The 25101-nt window shown below is 60.6% G+C and carries 17 protein-coding genes; 7 read left to right on the forward strand and 10 right to left on the reverse strand.

Annotated features, from left to right (window positions below; genetic code table 11):
• Positions 1-169: 169 nt before the first annotated feature.
• Entirely contained in the window at positions 170-1228 is a 1059-nt protein-coding gene (locus OH720_RS17290) for an IS110 family transposase (protein WP_272606470.1), read from the reverse strand.
• 1023 nt (positions 1229-2251) lie between these two features.
• Between OH720_RS17290 and OH720_RS17295 the strand changes: the two genes are divergently transcribed.
• The 3 genes from OH720_RS17295 to OH720_RS17305 all read left to right on the forward strand — a co-directional run bounded on the left by OH720_RS17295 (position 2252) and on the right by OH720_RS17305 (position 5355).
• Positions 2252-3109: an SDR family oxidoreductase gene (locus OH720_RS17295; protein ID WP_272602171.1), complete on the forward strand. Its 858-nt coding sequence runs from the start codon at positions 2252-2254 to the stop codon at positions 3107-3109.
• 215 nt (positions 3110-3324) lie between these two features.
• Positions 3325-4674, forward strand: coding sequence for a cation:proton antiporter (locus tag OH720_RS17300; RefSeq protein ID WP_272602172.1), 1350 nt, complete (start codon positions 3325-3327; stop codon positions 4672-4674).
• A gap of 204 nt (positions 4675-4878) precedes the next feature.
• Positions 4879-5355, forward strand: a complete 477-nt coding sequence (locus OH720_RS17305) for a hemerythrin domain-containing protein (RefSeq protein WP_272602173.1) — start codon at positions 4879-4881, stop codon at positions 5353-5355.
• 150 nt (positions 5356-5505) lie between these two features.
• On the opposite strand, the gene OH720_RS17310 is transcribed toward OH720_RS17305, so the two are convergent.
• Genes OH720_RS17310 through OH720_RS17320 form a run of 3 tightly spaced genes read right to left on the reverse strand, consistent with a single transcriptional unit; the run spans position 5506 to position 11433 of the window.
• The gene (locus OH720_RS17310; protein WP_272602174.1) at positions 5506-7425 is read right to left on the reverse strand and encodes a hybrid sensor histidine kinase/response regulator; all 1920 of its coding nucleotides are present in this window, start codon (positions 7423-7425) and stop codon (positions 5506-5508) included.
• Positions 7426-7432: 7 nt separating this feature from the next.
• Complete coding sequence (locus OH720_RS17315) at positions 7433-9745, reverse strand: ATP-dependent DNA helicase (protein WP_272602175.1); 2313 nt, start codon at positions 9743-9745, stop codon at positions 7433-7435.
• Positions 9742-11433 carry a VRR-NUC domain-containing protein gene (locus OH720_RS17320; RefSeq protein WP_272602176.1) on the reverse strand — a complete coding sequence of 564 codons (1692 nt, stop codon included), beginning with the start codon at positions 11431-11433 and terminating at the stop codon, positions 9742-9744. The genes OH720_RS17315 and OH720_RS17320 overlap by 4 nt, the downstream gene beginning before the upstream one ends.
• A 173-nt stretch (positions 11434-11606) precedes the next feature.
• On the opposite strand from OH720_RS17320, the gene OH720_RS17325 reads away from it, so the two are divergent.
• Together OH720_RS17325 and OH720_RS17330 are read left to right on the forward strand one after the other, a co-directional pair.
• Complete coding sequence (locus tag OH720_RS17325; protein ID WP_272602177.1) at positions 11607-11831, forward strand: YgdI/YgdR family lipoprotein; 225 nt, start codon at positions 11607-11609, stop codon at positions 11829-11831.
• 98 nt (positions 11832-11929) lie between these two features.
• On the forward strand, positions 11930-12589 hold the full coding sequence (locus OH720_RS17330) for an MliC family protein (protein ID WP_272602178.1): 660 nt from the start codon (positions 11930-11932) through the stop codon (positions 12587-12589).
• Between the two features lie 25 nt (positions 12590-12614).
• Here OH720_RS17330 and OH720_RS17335 read toward each other — a convergent pair whose 3' ends face one another.
• Both OH720_RS17335 and OH720_RS17340 read right to left on the reverse strand, forming a co-directional pair.
• Positions 12615-14021, reverse strand: coding sequence for an NAD(P)/FAD-dependent oxidoreductase (locus OH720_RS17335; protein ID WP_272602179.1), 1407 nt, complete (start codon positions 14019-14021; stop codon positions 12615-12617).
• Positions 14022-14071: 50 nt separating this feature from the next.
• Positions 14072-14887 carry a helix-turn-helix domain-containing protein gene (locus OH720_RS17340; RefSeq protein ID WP_272602180.1) on the reverse strand — a complete coding sequence of 272 codons (816 nt, stop codon included), beginning with the start codon at positions 14885-14887 and terminating at the stop codon, positions 14072-14074.
• A gap of 260 nt (positions 14888-15147) precedes the next feature.
• Here OH720_RS17340 and OH720_RS17345 point away from each other — a divergent pair, with 260 nt between their 5' ends.
• Complete coding sequence (locus tag OH720_RS17345) at positions 15148-15420, forward strand: DUF1652 domain-containing protein (RefSeq protein ID WP_180204671.1); 273 nt, start codon at positions 15148-15150, stop codon at positions 15418-15420.
• An 873-nt stretch (positions 15421-16293) separates the two neighbouring features.
• Here OH720_RS17345 and OH720_RS17350 read toward each other — a convergent pair.
• Positions 16294-18768, reverse strand: a complete 2475-nt coding sequence (locus tag OH720_RS17350; protein ID WP_272602181.1) for a UvrD-helicase domain-containing protein — start codon at positions 18766-18768, stop codon at positions 16294-16296.
• 277 nt (positions 18769-19045) lie between these two features.
• Here OH720_RS17350 and OH720_RS17355 point away from each other — a divergent pair, with 277 nt between their 5' ends.
• Positions 19046-19741: a pirin family protein gene (locus tag OH720_RS17355; protein ID WP_272602182.1), complete on the forward strand. Its 696-nt coding sequence runs from the start codon at positions 19046-19048 to the stop codon at positions 19739-19741.
• Between the two features lie 154 nt (positions 19742-19895).
• Here the strand turns inward: OH720_RS17355 and pgm are convergent, their stop codons facing one another.
• The 3 genes from pgm to OH720_RS17370 form a co-directional block, all read right to left on the reverse strand.
• Entirely contained in the window at positions 19896-21542 is a 1647-nt protein-coding gene (gene pgm / locus OH720_RS17360; RefSeq protein WP_272602183.1) for a phosphoglucomutase (alpha-D-glucose-1,6-bisphosphate-dependent), read from the reverse strand.
• 100 nt (positions 21543-21642) lie between these two features.
• Entirely contained in the window at positions 21643-23043 is a 1401-nt protein-coding gene (locus OH720_RS17365) for an aminotransferase-like domain-containing protein (protein ID WP_272602184.1), read from the reverse strand.
• A gap of 67 nt (positions 23044-23110) precedes the next feature.
• A complete protein-coding gene (locus OH720_RS17370) occupies positions 23111-24589 on the reverse strand; it encodes a hypothetical protein (protein WP_272602185.1) in 1479 nt (492 codons plus the stop codon).
• Positions 24590-25101: the final 512 nt, after the last annotated feature.

Below are 25101 nucleotides of genomic sequence, written 5' to 3' on the forward strand. Positions count from 1 at the left end.
TGTCTGCGGCTTCTGGCCGACATTGGTTGAGCTCGCGGTATGCCGATTACATGCAGGCCTCGAAGGCCGGTAAGAGCGCAGGCATCGATCCGCGACGGTCTGACCTGGGGTCAATGTTTTCTAGCAGGGGCTGAAGCGCCGTGGCGCCCCGGTGGCAGAACGCTTATGTTCAGTGACTTGGCGCAGCTGGCCGGCCATGGGCCGGTTGGCTGCGGTAAGTCTGCTCATTTTGTAGCAGCACCCAAATGATTCGCAGGTTGCGGTTCGCCAAGCGTATCGCCGCTTCCTTGCGCCCCAGCCGGGCCTGCCACCGTTGCAGGCGACGATCGTCGGGCTGCTCCGAATCCGCGCGCAAATGCCTCAATACCGCGTGAGCGCCTTGAACCATCAGGCTGCGCACATAGCTGTCGCCGCGTTTGCTTATCCGGCCCAGGCGAATTTTCTGCCCACTGCTTTTCTGCTCAGGCACCATGCCGAAGTAGGCGGCGAACTGGCGTGCATTGGCGAAGCGCTCAGGGTCGGTCTGCTTGGCCAAAAGCGCAGTGGCGATGATCGGGCCGATCCCGCGCACGGTCATCAGCCGCCGGGCCGTTTTGTCCTCGTTCGCGGCCTTCTCCAGGCGACCGGTCAGGACGTTGACCCGTTCGCCCAGTTGGCGCCATTCGCCCAGCAGCTCGTCGATCAGTTCACGCAACATCTCCGGCAACGGTTGGGTGGCGTCTTCGAGCACCCGAGGCAGGGTCTGGTTGATCGCCGCATCACCCTGAGCCAGGACAACGCCATGCTCCATCAGCAAACCGCGCATCTGGTTACTCATGGCTGTGCGCCGACGGACATAACCCTGGCGGGCCCGGTGCAAGGCCTGCATGGCCAGCGCGGTGGCGCTTTTGATGGGGACCGCGGCAATTTTGCTGTCCCGTCCCGCACGCAATATGGCCAGTGCATCATTTCGATCATTTTTGGCGCCGCTGCGGTGCTGGGCCACCAGCTGTGCCGGAAGAATCCGCGCCAGATTGCCCTGAGCCTGTAGCTGGCGCGCCCATGCTTGAGCGCCTGGACCTGTTTCCACCAGCACTACTACGCTTGGCGGCAGTTGGCGCAGAAAGGCGTGAAAGGCTTCACGCGACTTGATACGTTCTTCGTAAAGCACCTGGCCAAGGGCGTCTTCGCCAGCCACCTGAAAGACCTGCTTGGCCAGATCGACCGCCACTGTCGTGCAGGCCGACAGATCGCTGGAAGACAAAGACTGTTTAACCGTCGTATGCTTTTTCATGGATTCGCCCTCGCTGTCGGTGGCTTCTTAGACTGCCCCCGTGGCGCATTGACGCCTCGGCGCGGGCGAGTCCATCCAATTACAGCGACTCCCTTTTTCAAACGCCAAAAAGGAAGCAAAAGGCTTTGCCCCACCACTCGGTGCCTCGCCTAGGCTCGGCATGCCCTCACTCCGGCATTGCTCCGTGGGTCGCCGCGATGGGCCATCCCTGGCCCAGCGCGGCTAAACCGGCGTCCTGCCGGTTTCCCCACTGCGCAATGCCTGCGTTCGGCCATCGTGGTTAACGGGGCACCCAGATCAAAAACAAAAGCGAGGCGGCCTGACAGCCGACCTGATCTTTTCCAGACACCCCAATCTCCTGTAGGAGCCAGCGGTGCGGCGATCCGACTTGCCGGCGAAGAACGATAACGCGGTACAAGAAACACACCGCAGCGTCTGGTTCGCCGGCAAGCCTGGCTCCTACAAGAGGAACGCGTACGGCTGCCGATCAGGTCGGCTGTCAGGCCGCCTCGCTTTTGCGTTTGATCTTGATCTGGCTTTTGATTTTCTTGCCCCATCGAGAGGCCGAGTGGAGGTTCTGCGCAGTGGGTAAACCGGCATGGATGCCGGTTTAGCCGCGCTGGGCCAAGGATGGCCCATCGCGGCGGGCCCACGGAGCAGGACCGGAGCGAGGGCATGCCGAGCCTTAGCGAGGCACCGAACGCCAGGGGCAAGAGCCCTTGGTTACTTGGGGCTCTTCCAAGTGACTCGCCGTAAGGGCGAAACCATAAGTGGCCGTAACCGGAGGAATGGATATGTACGCCTGAAAGACAATCATCGAATGTCAGGGCGCCTTCGCCGGCAAGCCTGGCTCCTAAATTATCCGTTCACTCAGGGGAGCCAATAGCACAGCAGCAATGGACCGCCATCCAACCGAACTCCACCCAAAAGGCCAGGGTCAACCCTTTGACCGCCCAACCTCGAATGCGGAGAACGAAGATGAACGACTACCCCAAACCACCCTTCCCCAAACAACATCAACCCGTCCCCGGCTCCCAGCGCAAAATGGACCCGTACCCGGACTGTGGCGAGCAGAGCTACAAAGGCTCGGGTCGACTGAGCGGCAAGATCGCCCTGGTGACCGGGGCCGACAGCGGCATAGGCCGCGCGGTAGCCATTGCCTTCGCCCGTGAAGGCGCCGACGTGGCCGTGGCCTACCTTGATGAGCAGGAAGATGCGCAGGAAACCGCGCGCTGGGTTGAACAGGCCGGCCGCCAATGCCTGCTGCTGCCGGGTGACCTGGCGCACAAGGTGCATTGCCGGGCCCTGGTGGAGAAAACGGTCGAGCGTTTCGGCCGCATCGACATCCTGGTCAACAACGCGGCGTTCCAGATGACCCACGAAAACCTCGAGGACATACCCGACGAAGAATGGGTAATGACCTTCGACGTCAACATCACCGCCATGTTCAGGATCTGCCAGGCGGCGCTCAAGCACATGCAGCCCGGCAGTTCGATCATCAACACCAGCTCGGTCAATTCCGACATGCCCAACCCCACCCTGTTGGCGTACGCCACGACCAAGGGCGCGATCGCCAACTTCACCGCCGGCCTGGCGCAAATGCTCGGCCCAAAGAATATCCGGGTCAACAGCGTGGCGCCGGGACCGATCTGGACGCCGCTGATCGTCTCGACCATGCCCGAGGAAACGGTACAGGACTTCGGCGCCAACACCCCGCTCGGCCGTCCGGGCCAGCCGGTGGAAGTGGCGCCGATCTACGTACTGCTGGCCTCGGATGAAGGCAGCTACATCACCGGCCAGCGTTTCGGGGTGACCGGGGGCAAGCCGATCCTGTGATGCGCGAAGTGCCTGTAAAATGGAACCAGGACATACCGCCAACGCTCAATACTGCATAGGCCCTCCCCGGCGGGCCTTTCGACACCTGGAGATCGTCATGTCCGCACCTGTCGTCAAACGGTTCACTCAGCCGAACTTTCCGTGGGCGGATATTCGCAAGGAAGCATTAGCGCCGCGGTATTTGCGCGCTACCGTCGTTCAATGATCCCCGGACCATGAGCTTCATTGCCTGGGTCGCGGTACTGGGTGCCGTGCTGCTGACGCTGGCACTGACCTCGTCGTACCTGCGCTGGATGCCGGTGACCACCTCGGCCGTGTGCCTGGCATTGGGGGTGGTCATCGGGCCGGCGGGGCTGGGCTGGCTCAGGCTGGACATCAAGGAGGCTGCGTTCTGGATGGAGCACCTGACGGAAGTCGCGGTGCTCTTTTCGTTGTTTGTCTGCGGGCTAAAACTGCGTCTACCCCTCAGGGACCGTAGATGGCGCGTCGCTTTCGGGCTGGCGGGACCGGTCATGGTCCTGACCATCATCGGTGTCTGCCTGTTGCTGCATTACGCCTTCGACCTGCCGTGGGGGCCGTCGTTGCTGATCGGCGCGATTCTGGCGCCCACCGACCCGGTACTGGCCTCGTTGGTGCAGGTCAACGACGCCAAGGACGTCGACGCGGTTCGCTTCGGCCTGTCCGGCGAGGCCGGGCTCAATGATGGCATTGCCTTTCCCTTCGTGATCCTGGGCTTGCTGTTTATTGAGCAAGGCAGCGGTGCTTCCACCGCCTGGCTCGATGACTGGGCGCTCAATCGTCTGCTGTGGGCGGTGCCCGCTGGATTGCTGGTCGGCTATGGCATGGGCCGGGTGATCGGGCGCCTGACGTTGTCCATGCGCATCAAGAACGCCGACAGCACCTTGTCGCCCAACGACTACCTGACCTTTGCCCTGATCGCCTTGGCGTATGTCGCGGCCGAATGGGTGCATGGTTACGGTTTCCTGTCGGTGTTTGCAGCGGGCCTGGGGCTGCGTCGGGCCGAAGTCAAATCCATGGGGCACTCGCAGACGCCGGCCGAGCACCTGGTGCAGCCAGTGGTCGGTCATCAGAACGTCGAGCCCGATGCCGCCGTGCATGGTGATGTGACGAACCTTGAAGAAGCGCAGGTGGCGGCCGGGATCATGATCGGCGACATGCTGTCTTTCGGCAGCCTGGTCGAACGGGCCATGGAGGTGTTCCTGGTAACGTTGCTCGGGGTGGTGCTGGTGGGTCATTGGGACTGGCGCGCGCTGCCGATTGCGCTGGTGCTGTTCTGCGTGATCCGCCCGTTGATTGTCGGGCTGGCGCCCTGGGGCGCCTTGCTTGACGGCAAGCAGCGGCTGTTGATTGGGTGGTTCGGGATTCGCGGCATCGGTAGTTTCTACTACCTGTTCTATGCCCTGAATCATGACCTCGCTCCGTCGATGGCCACCTTGTGCACCGACCTCACGCTGTGCGTGGTGGCCCTGAGCATTCTGATCCACGGGATCAGCACCCAACCGATCCTCGCCCACTATGAACGGCAAAAGCAGCCATCCGCCTGATCGATCCTTGCCCGTGGCGAAGTGCATGAATCAAAGCCCCGATTCATGCAGCCTGCATGGAGCCTATTGGCCATTAGCGCTTATATCCTATTGATTTTCGGCCACTTTCCAGCGGCGTCAAACCGGCACGACAAATGCTGCGTAACGATGAGTGTCCTGCGGTTAAAACCGTTCGAGCTGCCCTCAAACCTGGAGTGACTCACCATGAATGCCATAGACCTGTTGAAAGCCGATCATGAACGCGTAAAAGGCATCCTCAGCCAACTGAGCGAATCAACCGAACGCGGCCTGAAAAAGCGTGCCGAGCTGCTGGCAAAGCTGGAAATGGAAATCTCGATCCATACCCGTCTGGAAGAAGACGTCCTGTACCCGGCCTATAAGGAAGCCGGGGGCAAGGAGCAGGACGTGATGTATTACGAAGCCAAGGAAGAACACCGGACCGTGGATTCCCTGGTGCTGCCGGACTTGAAAGTCACCGACCCGTCCACGCCCGAGTTCGCCGGTCGGGTCAAGGTGGTCAAGGAATTGCTTGAACACCACATTGAAGAGGAAGAGACCGAGATGTTTCCCCAGGCTAAAAAGCTGCTGGGTAAAGCGGCGCTGGATGAGCTGGGGGAAAAAATGGAGACCCTCAAGGCCCGTCTGAAAAAGGAACATGACGGTTCGCATATGGCTGCTTGATGGTTAGATGTTTTGTAACGGCGGCGACCCAAACCTGTAGGAGCCCGGCTTGCCGGCGAAGGCGTTCGTAAGAGCAATGCCATGTTCAAGGACGCCTTCGCCGGCAAGCCGGGCTCCTACAAAAAAACGCGGTGGCACAGAGGACGGTGTCTACATGGCCGAAGCGATGATCTCCACCAGGTTCAGCTGGGTAAACGGCTTGGACAACCGCGGCAACCTGGCCGCAAAGCCTTCCAGGCGCTCGGCATAACCGGTGGCCAGGATAATCGGCATGCCGGGGTTGCGCGTGCGGATGGCCTCCGCCAGTTGCGCGCCGCTCATGTGCGGCATGGCCATGTCGGTGATGACAAGATCGATCGCCGGGTTGTTTTCGAACTGGTCCAGGCCCTGGGCGCCGGACGTCGCGGTGATCACGCGGTGACCGAGGTCTTCGAGCAACAGGCAGGTGCTGGTCAACACCAGGCTGTCGTCGTCCACCACCAGGATGCACAGCCGACGCACTTGCGGCGCTGCCGGCTCCTCGACAAGGGGGGCTACTATCGAGCCTTCCGAGGCCACGGGCAACCAAAGCTCAGCGGTAGTGCCCTGGTTTTTCTGGCTCTTGAGAATGAACCGCCCACCCAATTGCTCGATGAAGCCATGGACCATCGACAACCCCAGCCCGGTACCCTTGCCAAGCCCTTTGGTGGTGAAGAACGGATCCATGGCCGAGGCCAGTGTCGCTTCATCCATTCCTTCGCCGGTGTCGGTGATACTCAGGCATACATAACGTCCCTTCAGCGTAGTCGATGGGGATTGATCAGCGACGGTTTCGGCGCAAGCACTGATGACGATTTTCCCGCCATTGGGCATGGCATCGCGGGCGTTGGTGGCCAGGTTCAGCACCGCCAGCTCCAACTGGTTGACGTCGGCCATGACTGGCTCGATCTGCACTGGGAAACGGGTTTCCAATTCCACCGAAGGCCCGAGTGAGCTGCGCAGCAATCCGCTGATCCCTTGCACCAGCACGGGGAGTTCCACCGGTTCGGACTTGAGCTCCTGCTTCCTGGCAAAGGCCAGCATGCGCTGGGTCAGGGACACGCCGCGTAATGCGCCCTGGGTGGCATTGTCGAGCAAACGGATGATTTTCGGGTCGTCGGCCAGGCGTTTGCGCACGATTTCCAGATTGCCCAAAATGACGGTCAGCAAATTATTGAAGTCGTGGGCGATCCCGCCGCTGAGCTGGCCGATGGCTTGCATCTTCTGCGCCTGGAACAGCGCCTCGCGGGTTTGTTCAAGCGCCTGCTGCGCCTGGGTCGCTTCGGTGATATCGCGGGTGATCTTGGCAAAGCCGAGCAAGGTTCCGGTGTCCCCCCAGATCGGGTCGACCACGACATGGGCCAGGAACCTGGTGCCATCCTTGCGCACCCGCCAGCCCTTGTTCTCGAAACGCCCCTCACGCTTCGCAGTCTCCAGTGCCCGATCTGGAAAGCCGGCAGCCTGGTCTTCAGGGGTGTAGAACATCGAAAAATGCCGGCCAATGACTTCTTCGGGCAAGTAACCCTTGATGCGCTGGGCCCCCAGGTTCCAGTTAGTAACACGGCCATCCGGGGCAAGCATGTAGATGGCGTAGTCGGTGACGCTTTGCACCAGCAACCGGAACTGCTGTTCGCTTTGCTTAAGGGTTTCTTCGGCCATCTTGCGATCGGTCAGGTCACGGGTGATCTTGGCAAATCCCAGGAGCGTGCCCGCCGGATCGTAGATCGGATCGATCACCACATGACACCAGAAATGCGTGCCGTCCTTGCGCACGCGCCAGCCTTCGCCCTCGAAACGCCCCTCGCGCATGGCCGTGTCCAGGGCCCGCTGGGGCAAACCGGCACGACGATCTTCCTCGGTGTAGAACCGCGAGAAATGCTGGCCGAGAATCTCGGTCTCCTCGTAACCCTTGAAACGCCGGGCCCCTGCGTTCCAGCTGGTAACGATGCCATCGGGATCAATCATGTAGATCGCATAGTCAACCACCGCATCGATCAGCAGACGCAGGCGCCTGTCTTCAATGCTCCCGGCCCGGGTTCGATCTTCTCTCATTGATCCCTCATTTCGGGTGCTGTATTTCTGCAGTATGCGATAAACCTTCCATTTGAACAGCCGTCGACGCGATTGACCACCAGCGTGGCAACAATTGCTTGACCTTGCTCTCGCCAAACCGATCATCGATCAACATCACCACGCCTTGATCCTGCTGTGTGCGAATCACCCGGCCTGCGGCCTGCACCACTTTTTGCACTCCGGGAAACAAGTAAGTGTAGTCGTAGCCTGCGCCAAACATGGCCGCCATGCGCTGCTTGAACTGCTCGTTGACCGGGTTGAGCTGCGCCAGCCCCAGGGTGGCGATGAACGCGCCGATCAGGCGTGCACCCGGCAAATCGATGCCTTCGCCGAACGCCCCGCCCAGCACCGCGAAGCCCACGCCCTGGCCATCGGCGGTGAACCGCTCGAGGAACGCCTGGCGTTGCGCCTCCGCCATGCCCCGTGACTGTGACCACAGATCGATGTCGGGATAGCGCTCGGCGAGCAACTGCGCCACTTGCTGCAGGTAATCGAAGCTGCTGAAGAACGCCAGGTAATTACCCGGGCGCTGCAGGAACTGCCGGGCGATCAGCTCGACGATCGGCGCCAGGGATGCCTGGCGATGAACGAAACGCGTGGAGATCTGGTTGACGATCTGTACGTGCAACTGATCGGCATGGAAAGGCGACTCGACGTCGATGCACACGGTGTTCGCTGGGGTTCCCAGCAAATCGGCGTAGTAATGGCGAGGGCTGAGGGTCGCCGAGAACAGCACGGTACTGCGCGCGGCACTCAGGCGTGGCCCAATGAAGCCGGCGGGCACCACGTTGCGCAGGCACAGTTGCGAGAGGTTGCGCTTGCGTTCGAGGTCGCGCTTGCTGATGTCGAACAGGTACTGCTGGTCGAAGAGTTCGGCCACGCGACAGAACTGCAGCACGTCGAAGTAGAAGCCCTGTAATGCGCTGTCGAGTCCCTGGGGATGGTCGTTCAGGTAGTCGCCGATGCTGGCGCTACACGATGACAGGGCCTGGAGCAGTTTTTCCGGTGGCTTGTCGTAGGCCTGATAGGCACCCAGTTGCTGGTTATGCAAGGCATTCCATTCGCGGTTGACCCGCTGCAGAGGTTTTTTCAACGCCTCGGGGGCGGTTTTACGTACGCCGTCGAGGGTCGATTGATCGAGACTCGCGCTGTACATCTGCCGGCCACGTTCCACCAGGTTGTGGGCTTCGTCGACCAACACCGCGACTTTCCAGCTGTTGGCCTGGGCCAGGCCGAACAACAGCGCACTGAAATCGAAGTAATAGTTGTAATCGGCAACCACCACGTCGGCCCAGCGCGCCATTTCCTGGCTCAGGTAATACGGGCAGACCTCATGCTCGAGGGCGACCTGGCGCAATGCGCTCTGGTTCAGCAGGCTCAGCTCGCTGGCGGCCTGGCGCGTCGCCGGCAATCGATCATAAAAGCCCTGGGCCAACGGGCAGGACTCACCGTGACAGGCCTTGTCCGGGTGTTCACAGGCCTTGTCCCGGGCAATCATCTCCAGCACCCGCAAGGGCGGTGCACCGGCGCTGGCCAGGATAACCTGCGCGGCGTCCAGGGCCAGCTGGCGTCCCGGGGTTTTCGCCGTGAGGAAAAACAGCTTGTCCAGTTGCTGCGGCGCCAGGGCCTTGAGCAGTGGAAACAGGGTGCCGATGGTCTTGCCAATCCCCGTGGGCGCCTGGGCCATCAGGCAACGCCCGGTGCTGACGGCCTTGAACACCGATTCGGCGAGGTGACGCTGGCCCGGGCGAAAGTCGGCATGGGGAAACGCCAGTTGTTGTGCCGCAAGGTTTCGTCCCTGGCGATGGGCCGTTTCCTGTTCGGCCCAGTGCAGGAACAGGCCGCAATGGTGTTCGAAGAACTGCTTGAGTTCGGCGGCAGCGAACTCCTCGACCAGACAGGTTTCCTTTTCGCTGACGATATCGAAATACACCAGCGCCACGTTGATCTTCGCCAGATCGAGCTTTTGGCACATCAGCCAGCCATAGACCTTGGCCTGTGCCCAATGCAGTTGCCGGTGGTTGGCCGGTTGCTTGCTCAAGTCGCCACGGTAGGTCTTGACCTCTTCGAGGCAGTTTTGCCCGGGATCGTAGCCATCCGCCCTGCCCTTGACCGTCAGCCCCAGATACGCACCTTCAAGGGCGACTTCGCTCTGGTAGCCCTCACTGCGCCGTGACGCCACCGTGCGGTGCCCGGCGATGCCTTCCAGCGCGGTCGGCGACGGGGTGAAGCGCAAGTCGAGGTCGCCGACCTTGGCGGTGAACTCACACAACGCCCGTACCGCGATGCTGTAGCTCAAGCGTCCTGCTCCGCCCATTGCACATAGCACACGGCAATCGGCATCCGGTGCTCATGGCAGAATTCCAGCCAGCGCAGCTGGTTGTCCTGCAGACGATCGCCCGGCCCCTTGACTTCGATCATGCGGTAGGTTTTTTCCTGCGGCCAGAACTGGATCAGGTCCGGCATGCCCGCACGATTGGCCTTGATGTCCAGCAACAAGCGGTTGAACCAGTGCTTGAGGTGCTCGGCGGGCAGGCAGTCCAGCGCCTGCTCCAGCAACGCCTCGCTGAGGGCGCCCCAGAACACGAACGGCGACTGCACGCCCCACTTCTGGGCATAGCGCAGGCGGATGGTTTCCCGGTATCGGCCGTCGTCGAGTTCGTCGAGGCAGGCCTGGAACAACTCGGCCCGGCGACTATGGAAGTCTTCGCTGAGCAGGTCCACCGGACCGCGCTGGAATGGATGGAAAAACGCCCCCGGCAGCGGTGCGAAGATCGCCGGCCAGCACAGCAGGCCGAACAGCGAGTTGATCAGGCTGTTTTCGACGTAGTGAACCGGTGCCGAGTCTTCGCCCAGGTGGGCCTGCACATAGTCCTCCACCGCCAATAAGGGGTCGGTCCGGCTCAGTTGCAGGTCCAGGCGCAACATCTGCCGTGGTGCCGGACGCTTGACCGGCGGCCCTCCCAGCTTGCGACGTAGCCTGGGCAGGACACGCAGCAGGTGTTGCTGCTCAGCGGCGTTTTGCGGCGACTGTTCAGCCTGGCACGCCAGGTCCAGGGCCAGCTTGTACTCGGCGCAGCGCTCCAGCACACGGATCATGCGCAAGCGCGCGCCGGGGTACGCGCAGTCCCGGTAGAGGGTCAATGCGCTGGCGAAATCACCGGCGCGCTCACACGCCTGGCCCATCTGAAACAGCTGTTTGTCACGACGCCTTTGCAGCCAGGGATTGCTCAGCACAAGGCCGTTGATCTGCTCGACAATGCCCGCCACCCCCTCGCCGGCCTCGAACAGCTGCTGGCACTGGTAGAAGAACAGGCAGGCGTCGACGTCCTCGCGACTGCGCAAGCCTCGGGAATCGGCGCAAAACTCGACTTTTTCGTAGGTGAAGATCCCCAGGTCCGCCAGGATGAATTCGGACCAGTCCTGATAAAGATTGCCGAAAAACATCAAGCGCAGGCGATCGCACAGGCTCATGATGGTCAGGCTGAACAAGTGGTCGCTCAACGCCGGACACCAGTCGTTGAAGGACTGCGCTTGATTAAACTGCTCGCACAGTGTCGGCAGCCAATCGATCTTTTTACCTTTGGGTTGAGCAATGGCGTGACCCAGGCATTGAAGTATTTCCGCCTTGAGCAACACTTCGAATAATACCTCGACCGGTATTGGCTCACGCTCGTCGAGCCAGCCCAGCGCCAGCAACGGCCGGGCTGCGCTATCGATGTCACCGATCTCGGCGTAATGCAGTTTGCTGGCGCGGAAATGAATGCCCTTGCGCATGACCAGCCTGACCAGCAGCGCCTGCGGCTCGCGGGGCAAGTCATTGAAGTCGCGAATGAAGCGACGTTCTTCGTCGCTCAACACGTCGGCATAGCGGTGCTCAAGCCAATCAAGCACTTGCATGAAGTTGTTGAGGTAATAGAACGGATCGTCGAGCGGATTGGCGGTCACGGGAAAAAAGGCCACGGCTAGCGAATACTGGTTATGCATACAGATACCAGTAACCCACGGCCCCATGCAAATGGAAAAGGATAAGCGGCGGCGCTGTAAGGGCTTTTTTGCCCCCGCCATCGAACTTTTTACCGTTGCGTGGCACCAATCGCCAGAGCGCTGGATTCGCTTGTAACAGCCACACTGTTTTTTTCGGACAATGAGAGGTGATTATGAACATCAGGAATCTGGGGTTTCCCCTGGCAGTAGCGGCCTTCATCGCCCTGGCCGGCTGCTCGACGCCCACGGTGGTCACCCTGCAGAACGGCACCCAGTATCTGACCAAGGACATGCCAAAAACCAGGACCAAGGACGGTTTCTTCGAGTTCGAGGATATTTCCGGGGCCAAGGTCAGAGTCAGGGCCGATGAAGTGACCACGATTCGCCAGGAAGACTGAGCCCGCGAAGCGTTTTTGCTCCGTGCCCCTGATGTGGCAGGTTTCGAGCACTGCCTTACACTGCGATAGACCCAGTGCGACCGAATGATGGTGTCGAAATGAAAATGGTCACGCCACGTTTGACCTCCCTCCTCGCGGTCGGCGCCTGGGCCTCGATCAGTCTCGGTGCAAGCGCCGCGACACCCGCGCGATCGTTCAATACCAGCTTCGACTGCGCCACGGCCAGGGAGCCCGTTGAAAAGCTTATCTGTCGCGACGCTCGACTGGCGCAGATGGATATCGAGCTGACGCGGTTGTATCGCCTGGCGCTCACCGACGAGCATTCGGTACCGCGGCCGGACAAGGTCGAGATCGACCAGCGCTTCTGGCTGCTCGCCCGCGATCAGTGCGCGGTCGAGGCCGATCCCAAGGCGTGTACGGTGCGCCACTATGCCGAGCGCGCGCACCAACTGCGCCAAGGCTCGGCGATTGCCCGGACCAAGGATCCAAGCAGGCGCACCGAAGGCCCGCAGGCTTTTCGTTGCGCAGGGCTTGGCGCACTGGTGGCCGCCACGTATTTCACGGTCGAACCGGCGGTGGTGTACCTGAAATGGGCCAATACCTCGACCACGCTGGAACAGGTGTCGAGCCCTTCAGGAACCCTTTACAAGGGCAACGACTACAGGGGCAGCCAAAGCTTCTGGCAAGAGGGCAACGATGCGCTGCTGCAAATGCCCGGCGCAGGTCCGATGCGGTGCACGGTCGAACCGGTCAGTTGAACACGCCCATCGAAGGCAACACTGTTCACTGCATGAAACCTTCCATGAACCCCGCGACCCCACTGGCGAGCTTTCGCCGCCAGGGTGCGCTGGCCAGGTTGGCCAGGGTCTGGTCTTCGTGGACGAAGCTGCGGATGATCGCGTTGTAGCCAAGCCAGCGCCAGGGTTCGGGCTCCCAGGCCTTGAGCGCGTCCAGGCCGCCCCGGGCAATCACCCACGGTTGGCGGACCAACTCGGTGTCGCGTTGCAGAATCAGGTCGGCAAGGGTCCTGCCGCCCAGATTGCTGGCGCCGACACCCTCCCCGCCATAACCGCCGGACAAGGCGATGCCGCAGGCTGGGTCGCAGAGCATGTGCGGCTTGAAGCGGCGCGACATGCCCAGGTTGCCGCCCCAGCCATGGGTGATCTGCACATCGCGAAGCTGTGGAAACAATTCGCCGAACAGATAACGCCGCAAATCGATTTCGCTGCGCGTCAGGTCAAAGTCATGGCGCAGCTTGCCGGCAAACTGATAGCCGCCACGGGCGCCGAAGATCAGGCGATTGTCTGCCGTGCGCTGGCCGTAGGTCACCTGGCGACTGCTTTCGCCGAACGCCTGGCCATCACTCAGGCCAATCTCTTCCCAGGTGGTGGCCGACAAGGGTTCGGTGGCCACGATCAGGCTTTGCACCGGTAACTGATAACGCCCCAACGGCGGCAAGCTGGCTGCATAGCCTTCGACCGCCGGCACCACCCAGCGGCTGCGCACCGAGGCCTGGGCCGTGCGCAGGCTGCCGGATTGCCAATGATTCACCGGGCTGTTCTCGTAGATCCGCACGCCCATGCGCTCGACCGCGCACGCCAGCCCCCGAACCAGTTTCGCCGGATGCAGGGTCGCGACGTGCGGCGCATGGATAGCGCCATAAGGCTTGGCCATGCGCAGCTGCTGCGCCAACTGCTCCGGGCTCAGCCAGCGGTAGTCGCTTTCGTTGAGGCCCTGGCTGTACAGCTTGTCCAGGTACTGGCGCAGGATGGTCTCCTGCTCGGGGTAGCGAGCGGCACAGTAAAGCGCGCCACCTTTGCGAAAATCACAATCGATGCCTTCACGTTCGATGACATTCTTTACTTCATCAGGGATGTCATGCAGTAAATCGTAAGAGGCACGACGTTGCTCGGGTGACAAGGCGGCGAGCAGCCGGTCTTCGCCCAGCAGATTGCCCATCAACCACCCGCCGTTACGCCCCGAGGCGCCAAAACCGGCGGTTTGCGCCTCGATGATGACGATGTTCAGGGCGGGAGCCTGGCGCTTGAGGTAGTACGCGGTCCAAAGCCCGGTGTACCCCGCGCCGATGATGGCGACGTCGACGTCCAGATCCTGCTCCAGCGCCGCCCGCGCCAGCAAAGGCTCGTCGAGTTGGTCCATCCACAAACTGATAGTGCGCCACGCCGGCATGCAAGACTCCGCCACTCAGACTTCGATGGCCTGGATCCTACTGCGCGGGCTCAGGCGTTGTCTTGCGCGCGTGCACGCAAGGAAATTTGTTTGACGTAGGCCTTGGGCGACAGGCCGGTGTGCTGGCGGAAACAGCTGTAGAACGCCGACAGTGAATTGAACCCGGCGGCAAACGCCAGCTCGTCGATGCGCCCTGCTGGCATGGCACTGTCCAGTGTGTTGAGCAGGTGCTGCAGGCGGGCCTGGTTGACGTAGCGATAGAAGCTCTGGCCCAACACCTGGTTGAGCAGATAGGAAATCTGATTGCGACTGTACCCGCACTCCTGCGCCACCCGTTGCAGGTCGAGCTGCGGATCGAGATAAGGTTGCTGGCGTTGAAAGTACTGCTGCAGGTCGTTGGCCATGAAGCTCAACTGACGCGGCGACAAGCCCAGCCGACTGACCGCCGGGCGCTGGATGCCGGTTTTTTCGTAGGTTGGCTGTTCGTGAACCAGTGAAGCATATTCGTTGACACGCCAGATCAGCCCGTCCTTCACGGTGATCGCTTCGCTGGCGCGAAACGACACCAGCCCCTCACCGCCGCGCAGGGTGATGCGGTACTGGATGAACGCGGTGTTGCCGTCCAGGCGGATGCGGTCCGAATGTTCCAGCGCTTCATCCGGGTCGCGGGGCATGCTGCTTTGCACGTAGTCACGTAACTGCGCCAGCCCCATCACCCGGTTCTGGAAAAAATCGCTGTATTGGACGTCGGGGTGATACAGCGCCATGACCCCGTCCAGATCGCCGCGTTTCCAGTGCAGGTGGTAACGCATGACCGTCTCGCCCGTGGCCTGGGTTTGCAGCGGGCCATCATCTTCGGCGTGCATGTAAGGTCTCGTCGAAAAGCGCCGAGCTTGCCCAAGTTTGCCCGTGCATTCAATGGCTGACGGGAGCTGGTCATTGCGCAAACGTTGGCGCATGTGACCTGTATCAAAAAAACCTCAGCAATTGCCAAACGGCCTGAAAAATCCACATTTTTTTCACATCCAGCTGCTACTTTTAAAGACTGTCACTGGTTGAGCCAATGAAGGCTCTTCCCTCCTACCATGAGCTAACGGAAGCGCTCGATGAAGAAGGCGGGCAACACATGAATAAAGGGTTCAGCAAGGTTACTTTTCCAAATGCCTGCCAGCTGATGCGCTGGCATTTTCATCCCATGGGTTTCGAGGCAAGCATGGACGCCCCGGGCAGCATGATTGCCCGTTTGTTTGATCGGGCCAGTGGCGAGACCATGATCGCCATCGCCGGTATCCCCTGCTCGACAGTCATGAATGCCGCCGACGTCGAGCGAATAATCGAAGCCGTGGAGGATGAGCTTGAAGCGTTCGTGCCTCCGGTGGCCCTCAGGAGTTATGCCTGACGGCAGGTGTACCGTCCAAAAGCCCACGATAATGTGGGCTTTTGTTTTTTCCAGGCTCGATTGCTGAGTACATATCCATTGCTGCGGTAACGGCCACTTATGGTTTCGCCCTTACGGCGACTCACTTTTTCAAGCGCCAAAAAGTAAGCAAAAGGCTTTGCCCCACCACTCGGTGCCTCGCTTAGGCTCGGCATGCCCTCACTCCGGCATTGCTCCGTGGGTCGCCGCGATGGGCCATCCATGGCCCAGCGCGGCTAAACCGGCGTCCTGCCGGTTTCCCCACTGCGCAATGCCTGCGTTCGGCCAGCGTGGTTAACGGGGCACCCAGATCAAAAACAAAAGCGAGGCGGCCTGACAGCCGACCTGTCTTTTGCAGATACCCCAATCCCCTGTAGGAGCCAGGCTTGCCGGCGAACCAGACGCCGCCGGTGTATCTGTTGTACCGCGTTATCGTTCTTCGCCGGCAAGCCTGGCTCCTACAAAAGGAATACGTACGGCTCCCGATCAGGCCGCCTCGCTTTTGATTTTGATCTTGCTTTGGCTTTTGATTTTCTTGCCCCCTCGAGAGGCCGAGTGGAGGTTCTGCGCAGTGGGTAAACCGGCAAGGATGCCGGTTTAGCCGCGCTGGGCCAAGGATGGCCCATCGCGGCGGGCCCACGGAGCAGGACCGGAGCGAGGGCATGCCGAGCATTAGCGAGGCACCGAACGCCAGGGGCAAGAGCCCTTGGTTACTTGGGGCTCTTCCAAGTGACTCGCCGTAAGGGCGAAACCCTAAGTCGCCGTTACCGCAGGAATGGATATGTACGCGGACAACAAACAACAGGTCGGCCGTAAGGCCGCCTCGGTTTGGACGAGTCCATCCAATTACGAGGATTACGCCGGTGTCTTAGCTTGACGATGATCGACAAAAAACGCCTTGCCCTTGCCAATCCGGTCCGACGCCTTGGGCATATTCGCCGCCTGGGTCTCCTGCGCATCGACATACCAATAGCAATGACTCACCGCCCGGGTAATACCCACATAAGCCAGGCGCAGGATCTCGTCCTTCTGGGCATTGTCATAAGGCTCACTGTCGCCAGCCTTGCCCAGGCCCGCCATGCGGTAAACCTGGTTCTTGTACGGCGAACGGGTCAGGTGCTGGCAATCGCCGAGCAGGAACACCGCGTCCGCCTGAAGGCCCTTGGCGCTGTGATAGGTCAGCTGCTTGAGACGTCGGGCCTCATGCGGCAAGCTAGAATCAACATTAACTACAGACTGAATATGCTGTTCAATCAACGACTTATCGCTACTTTTTCGATAAAGCATCAAGATTGAGTCACCTTTACGGTAGTGCTCCATCAAGCGCTGGGCCATGGCCTGATCGTCCCGATCCAGCACATTGACCGGCAGCAAGGCCTTGGGCTCGCCGCTGGCCTTGGCTTTCTTGCCGGCAATCGCCGGCGCGGCTCGCACGATGTGTTCGGCGGCGTCGATGATGTACTGGTGACTGCGATAATTATCGCTGAGCATGACCTTGGTGGTACTCGGCGACGAGAACGTCTTGTTGAACTCCATGAAATAGCTCGGCGAACTGCCACGCCAGCCGTAAATCGACTGCCAGTCATCGCCCACGCACAGCAATGACGAGTGCTGGGCGCCGCGCCCTACGTGCATCGCCGGGCCGCGACTGCGGATCTCGGCCAGGCTGGCGCGGATCCACGAGACGATTTGCGGCGAAACGTCCTGGAATTCGTCGATCATCAAGTGAGACAGCGGCCGCAACAGCTCGTCGCTGAGCAGCTTGAGGTTTTCCGGGGAATGTTCACTGAACAGCGCGAACATGCGGTTGTAGGTCATGACCGGCGGTTTCTGGTCGAGCAGATGATCTTCCAGGGCACGCCAGTACAGGCTCAAGGCCTCGAAGAAAAACCGGTCCGGGTCATCCTTTGCAAAGCTCATCTCACCCACGGCAGTCGGCACATCGAGGCCGAGATTTTCGATGAACCCGGCGGCAGCGACAAAACAGTCCAGCAATGGCGCAGACGCCAGCTCACCCTTGACCTTGTAATCGAAGCCCGGCCCGGCGCTGGCATCACCGCCAAGGGACGCCAGGACGCGCCTTGATGATTCGTAATTATCTAGCCATATCAATGGCTTACGACAGAAAGCTTGAAACAGGGTGCGCTTCACCGCGGTTTCCGCACGCAGCGTCAGCTTGGCATTAGGCCGGGTCAGCTGCGGATTTTCAGCAGGGTCGAAACCCAGAACCACCCAGGCGTCCAGCGACGCAATGTAACCGTGGCAATGAAAGGCGCTGCCGTTGATATCGAACGCCTGGCGCTTGGGCTCTATACCCTTGATCGGCCAGGCGCCAGCGCGAAACCACAAGTCCTCCACCAGGTCGCAGAGTTCTTCATCGCGCTTGGCCGCCAGCTCGGTGACGGCCACACGCTTCTGTACATCGGGGTGGTCGCGCTCCAGCTCCTTGAGTTGCAAGGCGTGACGGGACAATGGCTTGATCAGCTCGCGAAAACGCTCATCGCGGCCGTGCAAGGCGTGATAACAGGCGTTGAGTTGCTGACGCTGTGCATCATTGATTCGCAGATCGAAGGGGTTGCTGTCCACCTCGTCATCCGCACCTTGCGCCCGGTGACTGAGGTTCTCGAAAGCTTGCAGCCGTTCGAAGCCCGGCAGGCTGCGAACCATCGGCAGAATGCGCGAATGGAAGGTACGCACCAGGTCACGCGCCTCGCGCATACCCAGCGCATGTCCCCAGAGCGCAAACAGCTCGATCAGTTTATTGATGAAGTCCTTGCGTGACTCGCGGGTAAAGGTCACCACGGTCATGGAACTCAGCTCAAACCCCAGGTAATGGCTGAGCAATAGAATACGCAGGACCAGCGTCGTCGACTTGCCCGCGCCCGCGCCGGCAATCACCGACGTCGATGGCGTATCGCTGAAGATCATCTTCCACTGCGCGGCGCTGGGCTGGGCATGTGCCGGCAGCAACCGGGCGACGTCGGCCTTCATGCGTTTCTTCAATTCGGCGGTCAATGGCAGGCGCCAATCGTCGAACAGATGGTCGTCGATGTTAGGTGGCCGATGCTCGGTGCAGCGCGAGTCGCGAATCAGCAGGACTTGCCGGCCCTCTTCCAGCCCCTCAAGCTTGCCTTCCTTGTATCCGTAATCCACCCCGGCACTGTGCCCGCTGCGAAAACCGTCGGCCTGGCCGTGCAACCAGGATGCGCGGTGTTGCGCACGCAGGCGTGTCAGGCCATGACCGAAAAAGCGCGCGGCCAGGCGCTTGAGCCATGGCATCTCGGCCAGGGGACGAAGTTCAGGCGGAAGATCGGGGGTGTGTTGCGGCACGCGGACGGACTCCAGGGTGTGAGGCTGTTGAGGGCTATGGTGTCTGTATTTGCCGTTCAGTTCTAGTGAAATGCTTATGACTCATCGGCTTATGGGCGATATTGAAGGCTGGATGAAACGTTTTCGAGGCTTATATCAATCAAATAATTCGATGATCATGAGGCACTTTTTACGCTTTTTATCGATTGTTGCCTGATGGATGATGCCCGTCATCAACCACCGGTGTCGATTCGTGGCCAGCCCTTGCGCCCCATGACGAACCCTTCAGGAGACGATCATGCTTGAACTCAGACCCTACAACTCGCTTGGCGGCGCTCACCATGGCTGGTTGGATGCCCATCACCACTTTTCGTTCGCCGAATACCATGACCCCAAGCGCATGAACTGGGGCAACCTGCGGGTATGGAACGATGACGTGATTGCCCCGGGCACCGGTTTCCCGCAGCACCCGCACCGGGACATGGAAATCATCACCTATGTCCGTGAAGGCGCCATCACCCACCAGGATAACCTGGGCAACAAGGGTCGCACTGAAGCGGGTGACGTTCAGGTCATGAGCGCCGGGACCGGGATCGCGCACAGTGAATACAACCTGGAAGCGACGCCGACGAAGATTTTCCAGATCTGGATCATCCCCAACGAATCCGGCCTGGCACCGTCCTGGGGCGCCAAGCCGTTTCCGAAAGGCCAGCGCGAAGGTTTCGTGACCCTGGCCAGCGGCAAGGCCGGGGACGATCAAAGCCTGCGGATCCGCGCCGATGCACGCTTGGTGGCGGCGAATCTGAAGGCCGGCGAAACGGCGGAATATCACCTGGACAGCGGGCGTCGCGCTTACCTGGTGCCGGCCACTGGAATCATTGAAATCAATGGCTTGCGTGCACAAGCTCGAGACGGTGTAGCGGTTGCCCAGGAGCAGGTGTTGCGGGTGACGGCGATTGAGGACAGCGAGATCGTGTTGGTGGATCTGGCTTGATGCTGTAAATCGGACAAAAAAAGGGCGACCGTGGGAGGTCGCCCTTTTTGATTGGCTGGAGTATGTCGGTGCTCATGCTGCCGTCTTCGCGGGCAAGTCGGATCGCCGCCCGCTCGCTCCTACAGACACGTGACACCCGCGAAGGGGCCGTCAATCATTTCGCAGAAATAGCGCCATCCACAAGGGTCTGGGCCTCTGCCACCAACTGCTTGAGGTGGTCGTCGCTGACAAAGCTTTCCGCATAGATCTTGTAGATATCCTCGGTGCCCGACGGGCGCGCCGCGAACCAGCCGTTTTCGGTCATGACCTTCAGGCCGCCAATGGCTTGGTCGTTACCCGGAGCATGGCTGAGGATGCTCTGGATCGGTTCACCCGCCAGTGCAGTCGAGGTGACCTGATCCGGCGACAACTTGCTCAACAGGGCCTTTTGTTCCGGGTTGGCCTTGGCATCCACCCGCACCGAGAACGGCTCGCCCAGTTCGTCGGTCAGGGCCCGGTAGGCTTGGCTTGGGTCGCGACCGGTGCGTGCGGTCATTTCAGCCGCCAGCAAGGCCGGGATCAGCCCGTCCTTGTCCGTGCACCAGACACTGCCGTCCTTGCGCAGGAACGAAGCCCCGGCACTCTCTTCGCCACCAAAGCCCAGGGAGCCGTCGAACAGGCCATCGGCAAACCACTTGAAGCCGACCGGCACTTCATACAGGCGGCGCCCCAGGCGCTTGGCCACGCGGTCGATCAAGCCGCTGCTGACCACGGTTTTACCCACTGCGGCATCGGCTCGCCAGTGCGGGCGGTTCTGGAACAGATAATCGATCGACACGGCCAGGTAGTTGTTCGGCGCCAGCAGGCCGCCGGAGGGGGTGACGATGCCATGACGGTCGTGGTCTGGATCGCAGGCGAAGGCCACGTCGAAGCGTTCCTTCAGGCCGATCAGCCCCTGCATCGCGTGGCTGGACGATGGGTCCATGCGGATCTGGCCGTCCCAGTCGACGGTCATGAAGCGGAACGTCGAGTCGACCTGCTTGTTCACCACGTCCAGGTCCAGGCGGTAATGCTCGGCAATCGCCGACCAGTAGCGCACGCCTGCCCCACCCAACGGGTCGACGCCCAGGCGCAGCTTGGCCTCACGAATGGCGTCGAAGTCGATCACATTGATGAGGTCGGCGACATAGGTGTTGAGGTAATCGTGACGATGGGTGGTGCTGGCCTTCAGCGCCTGCTCGTAGCTGATGCGCTTGACCCCGGCGAGCTTGTTCGCCAGCAGCTCGTTGGCCTTGGCTTCGATCCACTTGGTGATGTGGGTATCGGCCGGGCCGCCATTGGTCGGGTTGTATTTGTAGCCCCCGCTTTGCGGTGGGTTGTGGGACGGGGTGATGACGATGCCATCCGCCAGGCCCGTGGTACGGCCGCGGTTGTAGCACAGGATTGCATGGGAGACGGCGGGCGTCGGCGTGTATTCGTCACCTTCGGCGATCATCACCGTCACGCCATTGGCGGCCAGCACTTCCAGGGCGCTGGCGCCGGCCGGCGTGGACAACGCGTGGGTATCGATGCCGACGAACAAGGGGCCATCGATCCCTTGGGCCTGGCGATACAGGCAGATGGCCTGGCTGATTGCCAGGACGTGCCATTCATTGAAACTCAAGTCGAACGAGCTGCCTCGATGCCCGGACGTGCCGAAAGCCACCCGCTGGGTCGAAATGGCGGCGTCGGGTTGGCCGGTGTAATAGGCCGTGACCAGTCGCGGGATGTCTACCAACAATTGCGCCGGTGCCGGCTTGCCCGCAAAAGGACTGAGTGTCATGCAATACCTCTGTAATAGAGTTCAGGAGTAGAAGCGGAGTTTACTGGCAGTTTGACCTTAGCGCGATGGAATCGATCCATTGATGTCATATGGCAAAGGCTCAATCGATAGCTTCCAGACGCAAGGCGTCTCCCAGCAAGCCCAGCGCGGCGGTCAGTTCCTGGTCGTTGCCAACACCATGACTCAAGCGCAAGTGCTGCCCGTGCAGGCCCTGCAGACTGAACAGCTCGCCGGGCGCGACGACCACCTGTTGCCTGAGCAACCGCTGGAACACCCGACTCATATCGACCTGGCGCAATGAACGCAGCCAGATCGTCGCCCCGCCCTGGGGTTCGACGAACTGCAAGGCATCGCCCAGGCGCTCCTGCAAAAGCCGGGTGATTTGTTCCTTGCCGTCCTTGAGTCGCCGGCGCAGTACCTGCAGGTGCTGATCGATGCGCCCGTTGCTGTACAAGCGGGCAATGGCTTTCTGGCGAATCGGCGACAGGCGAAAGGCGCGCAAGAGAAATTGCCGTTGCAGCTCGCTGCTCATATGGCGGGAGAGCAGATAGCCATAAGGGGCCTCCGGGCCGATGATCTTTTCGAACGTGGAAAACACCATCAGGCGCTCCGGGGCCAACAGATCACGAAATCGCCGCTGATCGGGCTCAAACCCGAGCTCACCATAACAATCGTTTTCCAGCACCCAAACGCCGTGCCGTTCCAGCAAGTGCGCGATCGCCTGCCGGTTGTCATCGGGGGCCCTGCTGCCCCGGGGCATGTTCAGCCCGGACGACACCATCACCAGGCGCACCGGCTGCGCTTCCAGCAGGTCGCTGAGGCGCTTGCCGTCCAGGCTACCGTCGCCCAGCAGCGGCCATTCGATCACCTTCACACCGGCCGCCTGAAACAGGCGCAGTATCGCCCAGTCACAGGGCGACTCGACAGCCACAGCGGCGTCCTTGAGCTCCAGCACGACGATCAGGATTTCCAGCACACCGCGAAGATCGGCGCCGATGTAGACATCATCGGCATGCCAACAGCGTACCGGCGAGCTGGTATAACGTGCCGCCAATGCAGTACGCAGCTCCAGCTCGCCGCAGGGCTGCGCAGCGGGTTGCGGCTGGCGCGGGTACTGGCGCAGCAACTCCCTTTCCAGCAGCAACAACGGGCTGTCGAGCGGTTGCAGCAAGGCCGGCTCATCGGCGCTCAGGACCAGCATGGCGGGAAGACGGGCGTTGACATACACACTCTCGAGCAGGTCACTGCCATCGTAGAGCGTGCTGTTGGGGGCAACCGGTAGCGCGTAGTAACCCGACTTGGCCACCGAATAAACCCGCCCCTCCTTTTCCAGTAGCGCGTAGGCGTACTGTATGGTCGAGATCGACACGTTCAAGCGCTCGGCCAGTTCACGCAAGGATGGCAGGCGCACACGGCTGTCGCTCACGGGTTCGCTGATCAGGCTGGTCAAGTAGCGGTAGACCGCCTGATAGGCGAAATCGGTTTCACGTTGTCCTTTCATGGCAGCGGACCGCTTGCGTGGCGGTGGCTGTCATTCACACTCGAAAAGGCCGGCAACATGCGCACGTTCAACGACCTGCCGACCATTCACCGGTCACCGACACCTCGTCGCTTGCTTGCCCGGGCTGCGGGGCATGGCTGTCGGGCGGGTTCATCGACTTGCCCTCCTGCACCACCGGCGCCATGCGATACAGGTTGCCGATCAGGCTGACAGGCAAGCCGCTGACATCGACCATCCACTGCAGGATCTGCTCCTGGACCGGATGCCCCTGCATGGCCCGATGCAACTCGGGCATTGCCACGAGCATGCCAGGGTGGCATTGGCGCAGGAAGCGCTCCAGTGCCGCACCCTGCCCGACAAAAGGTGCAAACAGCAGGCACACCCATTGCGCCTCGTTCAGGCCAAAGCCCTGCTGAGCCTCATCGGCGATCAGTGCGCGCTGGGCAACCAGTTTGTGCGGGTTGCCATACGTCTCGTCTGCCCGTTCACACAAGCGCTCCGATAGTTGATTACGGCGCATCATCACCAGGGCGCGCTGCAGGTAGTGTGTAACACCCGCCGCATAGGTGTTGCCCTGGACGAAGCAGGATTGCAACCCGCGCAGGTGTGCCGAGAACGCCACGCTGACGTACTGATTTTCGCCAAGATGCGCCGCCAGTTCATCGGCCTGGAACCCAAGAAACTCGGTCAGTAGCGGCCAGCGCTCTTCAAGGTGGCTGACCAGCACGTCGTGGATATCGATGTAGGTCGTGCGACGACAGGCTTCAAACTGCCCTGCCGGACGCCAGGCCTCCTGGCCGTAGTCTTCATAAAACACCTGATAACAGTCGCTGCCAAATTCATCGAGCAACATGAACAACCCACCGTAATCCGCCTCCTGACGGTTGGACGTCACGAGGCCGGCCTTGGCGGCCGCGCGCTTGAGCCCTTCGATGAACCGCTTCTGCTCGCGCGGAGAGTCGCCACTGATCAAGGCATCGACGCCATTGTTCCAGCGGGCGATCTGTCCATGGAACTCGCCTGCGGCCAGGTACCCGTCGTCCCACAGGTCAAACGGTCCGTCCATGATGCGACGATGGCCCATCATAAGCAGGTTCGTCCGGTTGGCCTCACGTGCGCCGCGCGATAGAGGGGCCCGGTGATCGAAGGCCAGCACCTCCCTGTTATCAACCATCAGCACTTCGACCCGGGGATCGTCGTAGACGAACAAGGCGTTGTAGCTGCGATGGATGTTATCCAGTGCCAGCTGGCTCATGCCATTGCGCCGAAGGGTCGCCACCCGCAGCCTGAATGTCGTGGGCGCCCGGGTGGCGATCGTCAACTGTGCGGCCCGCAGCAGCGCCAGGGTGTAGCAACTGTCACGCGATCCGCACTGGACCGCCAATACCTTGTAGTCACCGATCCGATCCATCCCTCCAGCGGCGACAGCCAGGCGCTGGATCAACAACTGCAAAGCCGTGCGCTCGGCGCGTGAAAAAAAACTCAACAGGCGCTGTAACACTTGTTGATAGACATAGTTCATCGCCTGGTCATGGATATGGGTCATTTCTATTTACCTGATATTCAAAAGTCCGATACAACGCAAACAACTTCACGCCTAGCGCAAGGAATGCCCGAAGGGAGATTAATTACTGAACTTTATTACCAAATGCTAACAATAAAATTTTTTGTCATCATTTGAAATAATTGATCGCTGCAGGCCAGGTTGGCCCGTAAGGGCTGACGCACAGCAGCTTGGCGGGGGTTTGTTTCGATTGCCTTCGGCATCCTAGGAAATGTCCGACAGCGTCCCACAGACATTTAATACAAAAAATGAGGAAAGTAGCTTCTCGTAGTAATGTGGCGACCACGCAAAAAGCCACTAGTTGTCGAACTTGCGTTAACGACGCCCATTGAAAAGTATCGGCTAGATACCTGGCCATGACTCATTCCTTGAGATGAAAGTAATCATGCAATTATCAGTACTTGGATGTTGATTAGAAGCTACAGATCGAGAGCAAAAACCGGTTCAGTTGCTGAACCGACCCACCTTCAGGCTGGTGGGACGTCTCATGTCGG

Origin of the sequence: Pseudomonas sp. WJP1, from assembly GCF_028471945.1 — a bacterium.
GTDB lineage: Bacteria > Pseudomonadota > Gammaproteobacteria > Pseudomonadales > Pseudomonadaceae > Aquipseudomonas.

Coding starts and splice junctions, on each gene's coding strand:
- OH720_RS17335 (WP_272602179.1), bottom strand. CDS start 14,021: ATGCCGGCGTGGCGCACTATCAGTTTGTGGATGGACCAACTCGACGAG.
- OH720_RS17325 (WP_272602177.1), top strand. CDS start 11,607: ATGAACATCAGGAATCTGGGGTTTCCCCTGGCAGTAGCGGCCTTCATC.
- OH720_RS17305 (WP_272602173.1), top strand. CDS start 4,879: ATGAATGCCATAGACCTGTTGAAAGCCGATCATGAACGCGTAAAAGGC.
- OH720_RS17330 (WP_272602178.1), top strand. CDS start 11,930: ATGAAAATGGTCACGCCACGTTTGACCTCCCTCCTCGCGGTCGGCGCC.
- OH720_RS17295 (WP_272602171.1), top strand. CDS start 2,252: ATGAACGACTACCCCAAACCACCCTTCCCCAAACAACATCAACCCGTC.
- OH720_RS17345 (WP_180204671.1), top strand. CDS start 15,148: ATGAATAAAGGGTTCAGCAAGGTTACTTTTCCAAATGCCTGCCAGCTG.
- OH720_RS17370 (WP_272602185.1), bottom strand. CDS start 24,589: ATGACCCATATCCATGACCAGGCGATGAACTATGTCTATCAACAAGTG.
- OH720_RS17320 (WP_272602176.1), bottom strand. CDS start 11,433: ATGCATAACCAGTATTCGCTAGCCGTGGCCTTTTTTCCCGTGACCGCC.
- pgm (WP_272602183.1), bottom strand. CDS start 21,542: ATGACACTCAGTCCTTTTGCGGGCAAGCCGGCACCGGCGCAATTGTTG.
- OH720_RS17300 (WP_272602172.1), top strand. CDS start 3,325: ATGAGCTTCATTGCCTGGGTCGCGGTACTGGGTGCCGTGCTGCTGACG.
- OH720_RS17310 (WP_272602174.1), bottom strand. CDS start 7,425: ATGAGAGAAGATCGAACCCGGGCCGGGAGCATTGAAGACAGGCGCCTG.
- OH720_RS17340 (WP_272602180.1), bottom strand. CDS start 14,887: ATGCACGCCGAAGATGATGGCCCGCTGCAAACCCAGGCCACGGGCGAG.
- OH720_RS17365 (WP_272602184.1), bottom strand. CDS start 23,043: ATGAAAGGACAACGTGAAACCGATTTCGCCTATCAGGCGGTCTACCGC.
- OH720_RS17355 (WP_272602182.1), top strand. CDS start 19,046: ATGCTTGAACTCAGACCCTACAACTCGCTTGGCGGCGCTCACCATGGC.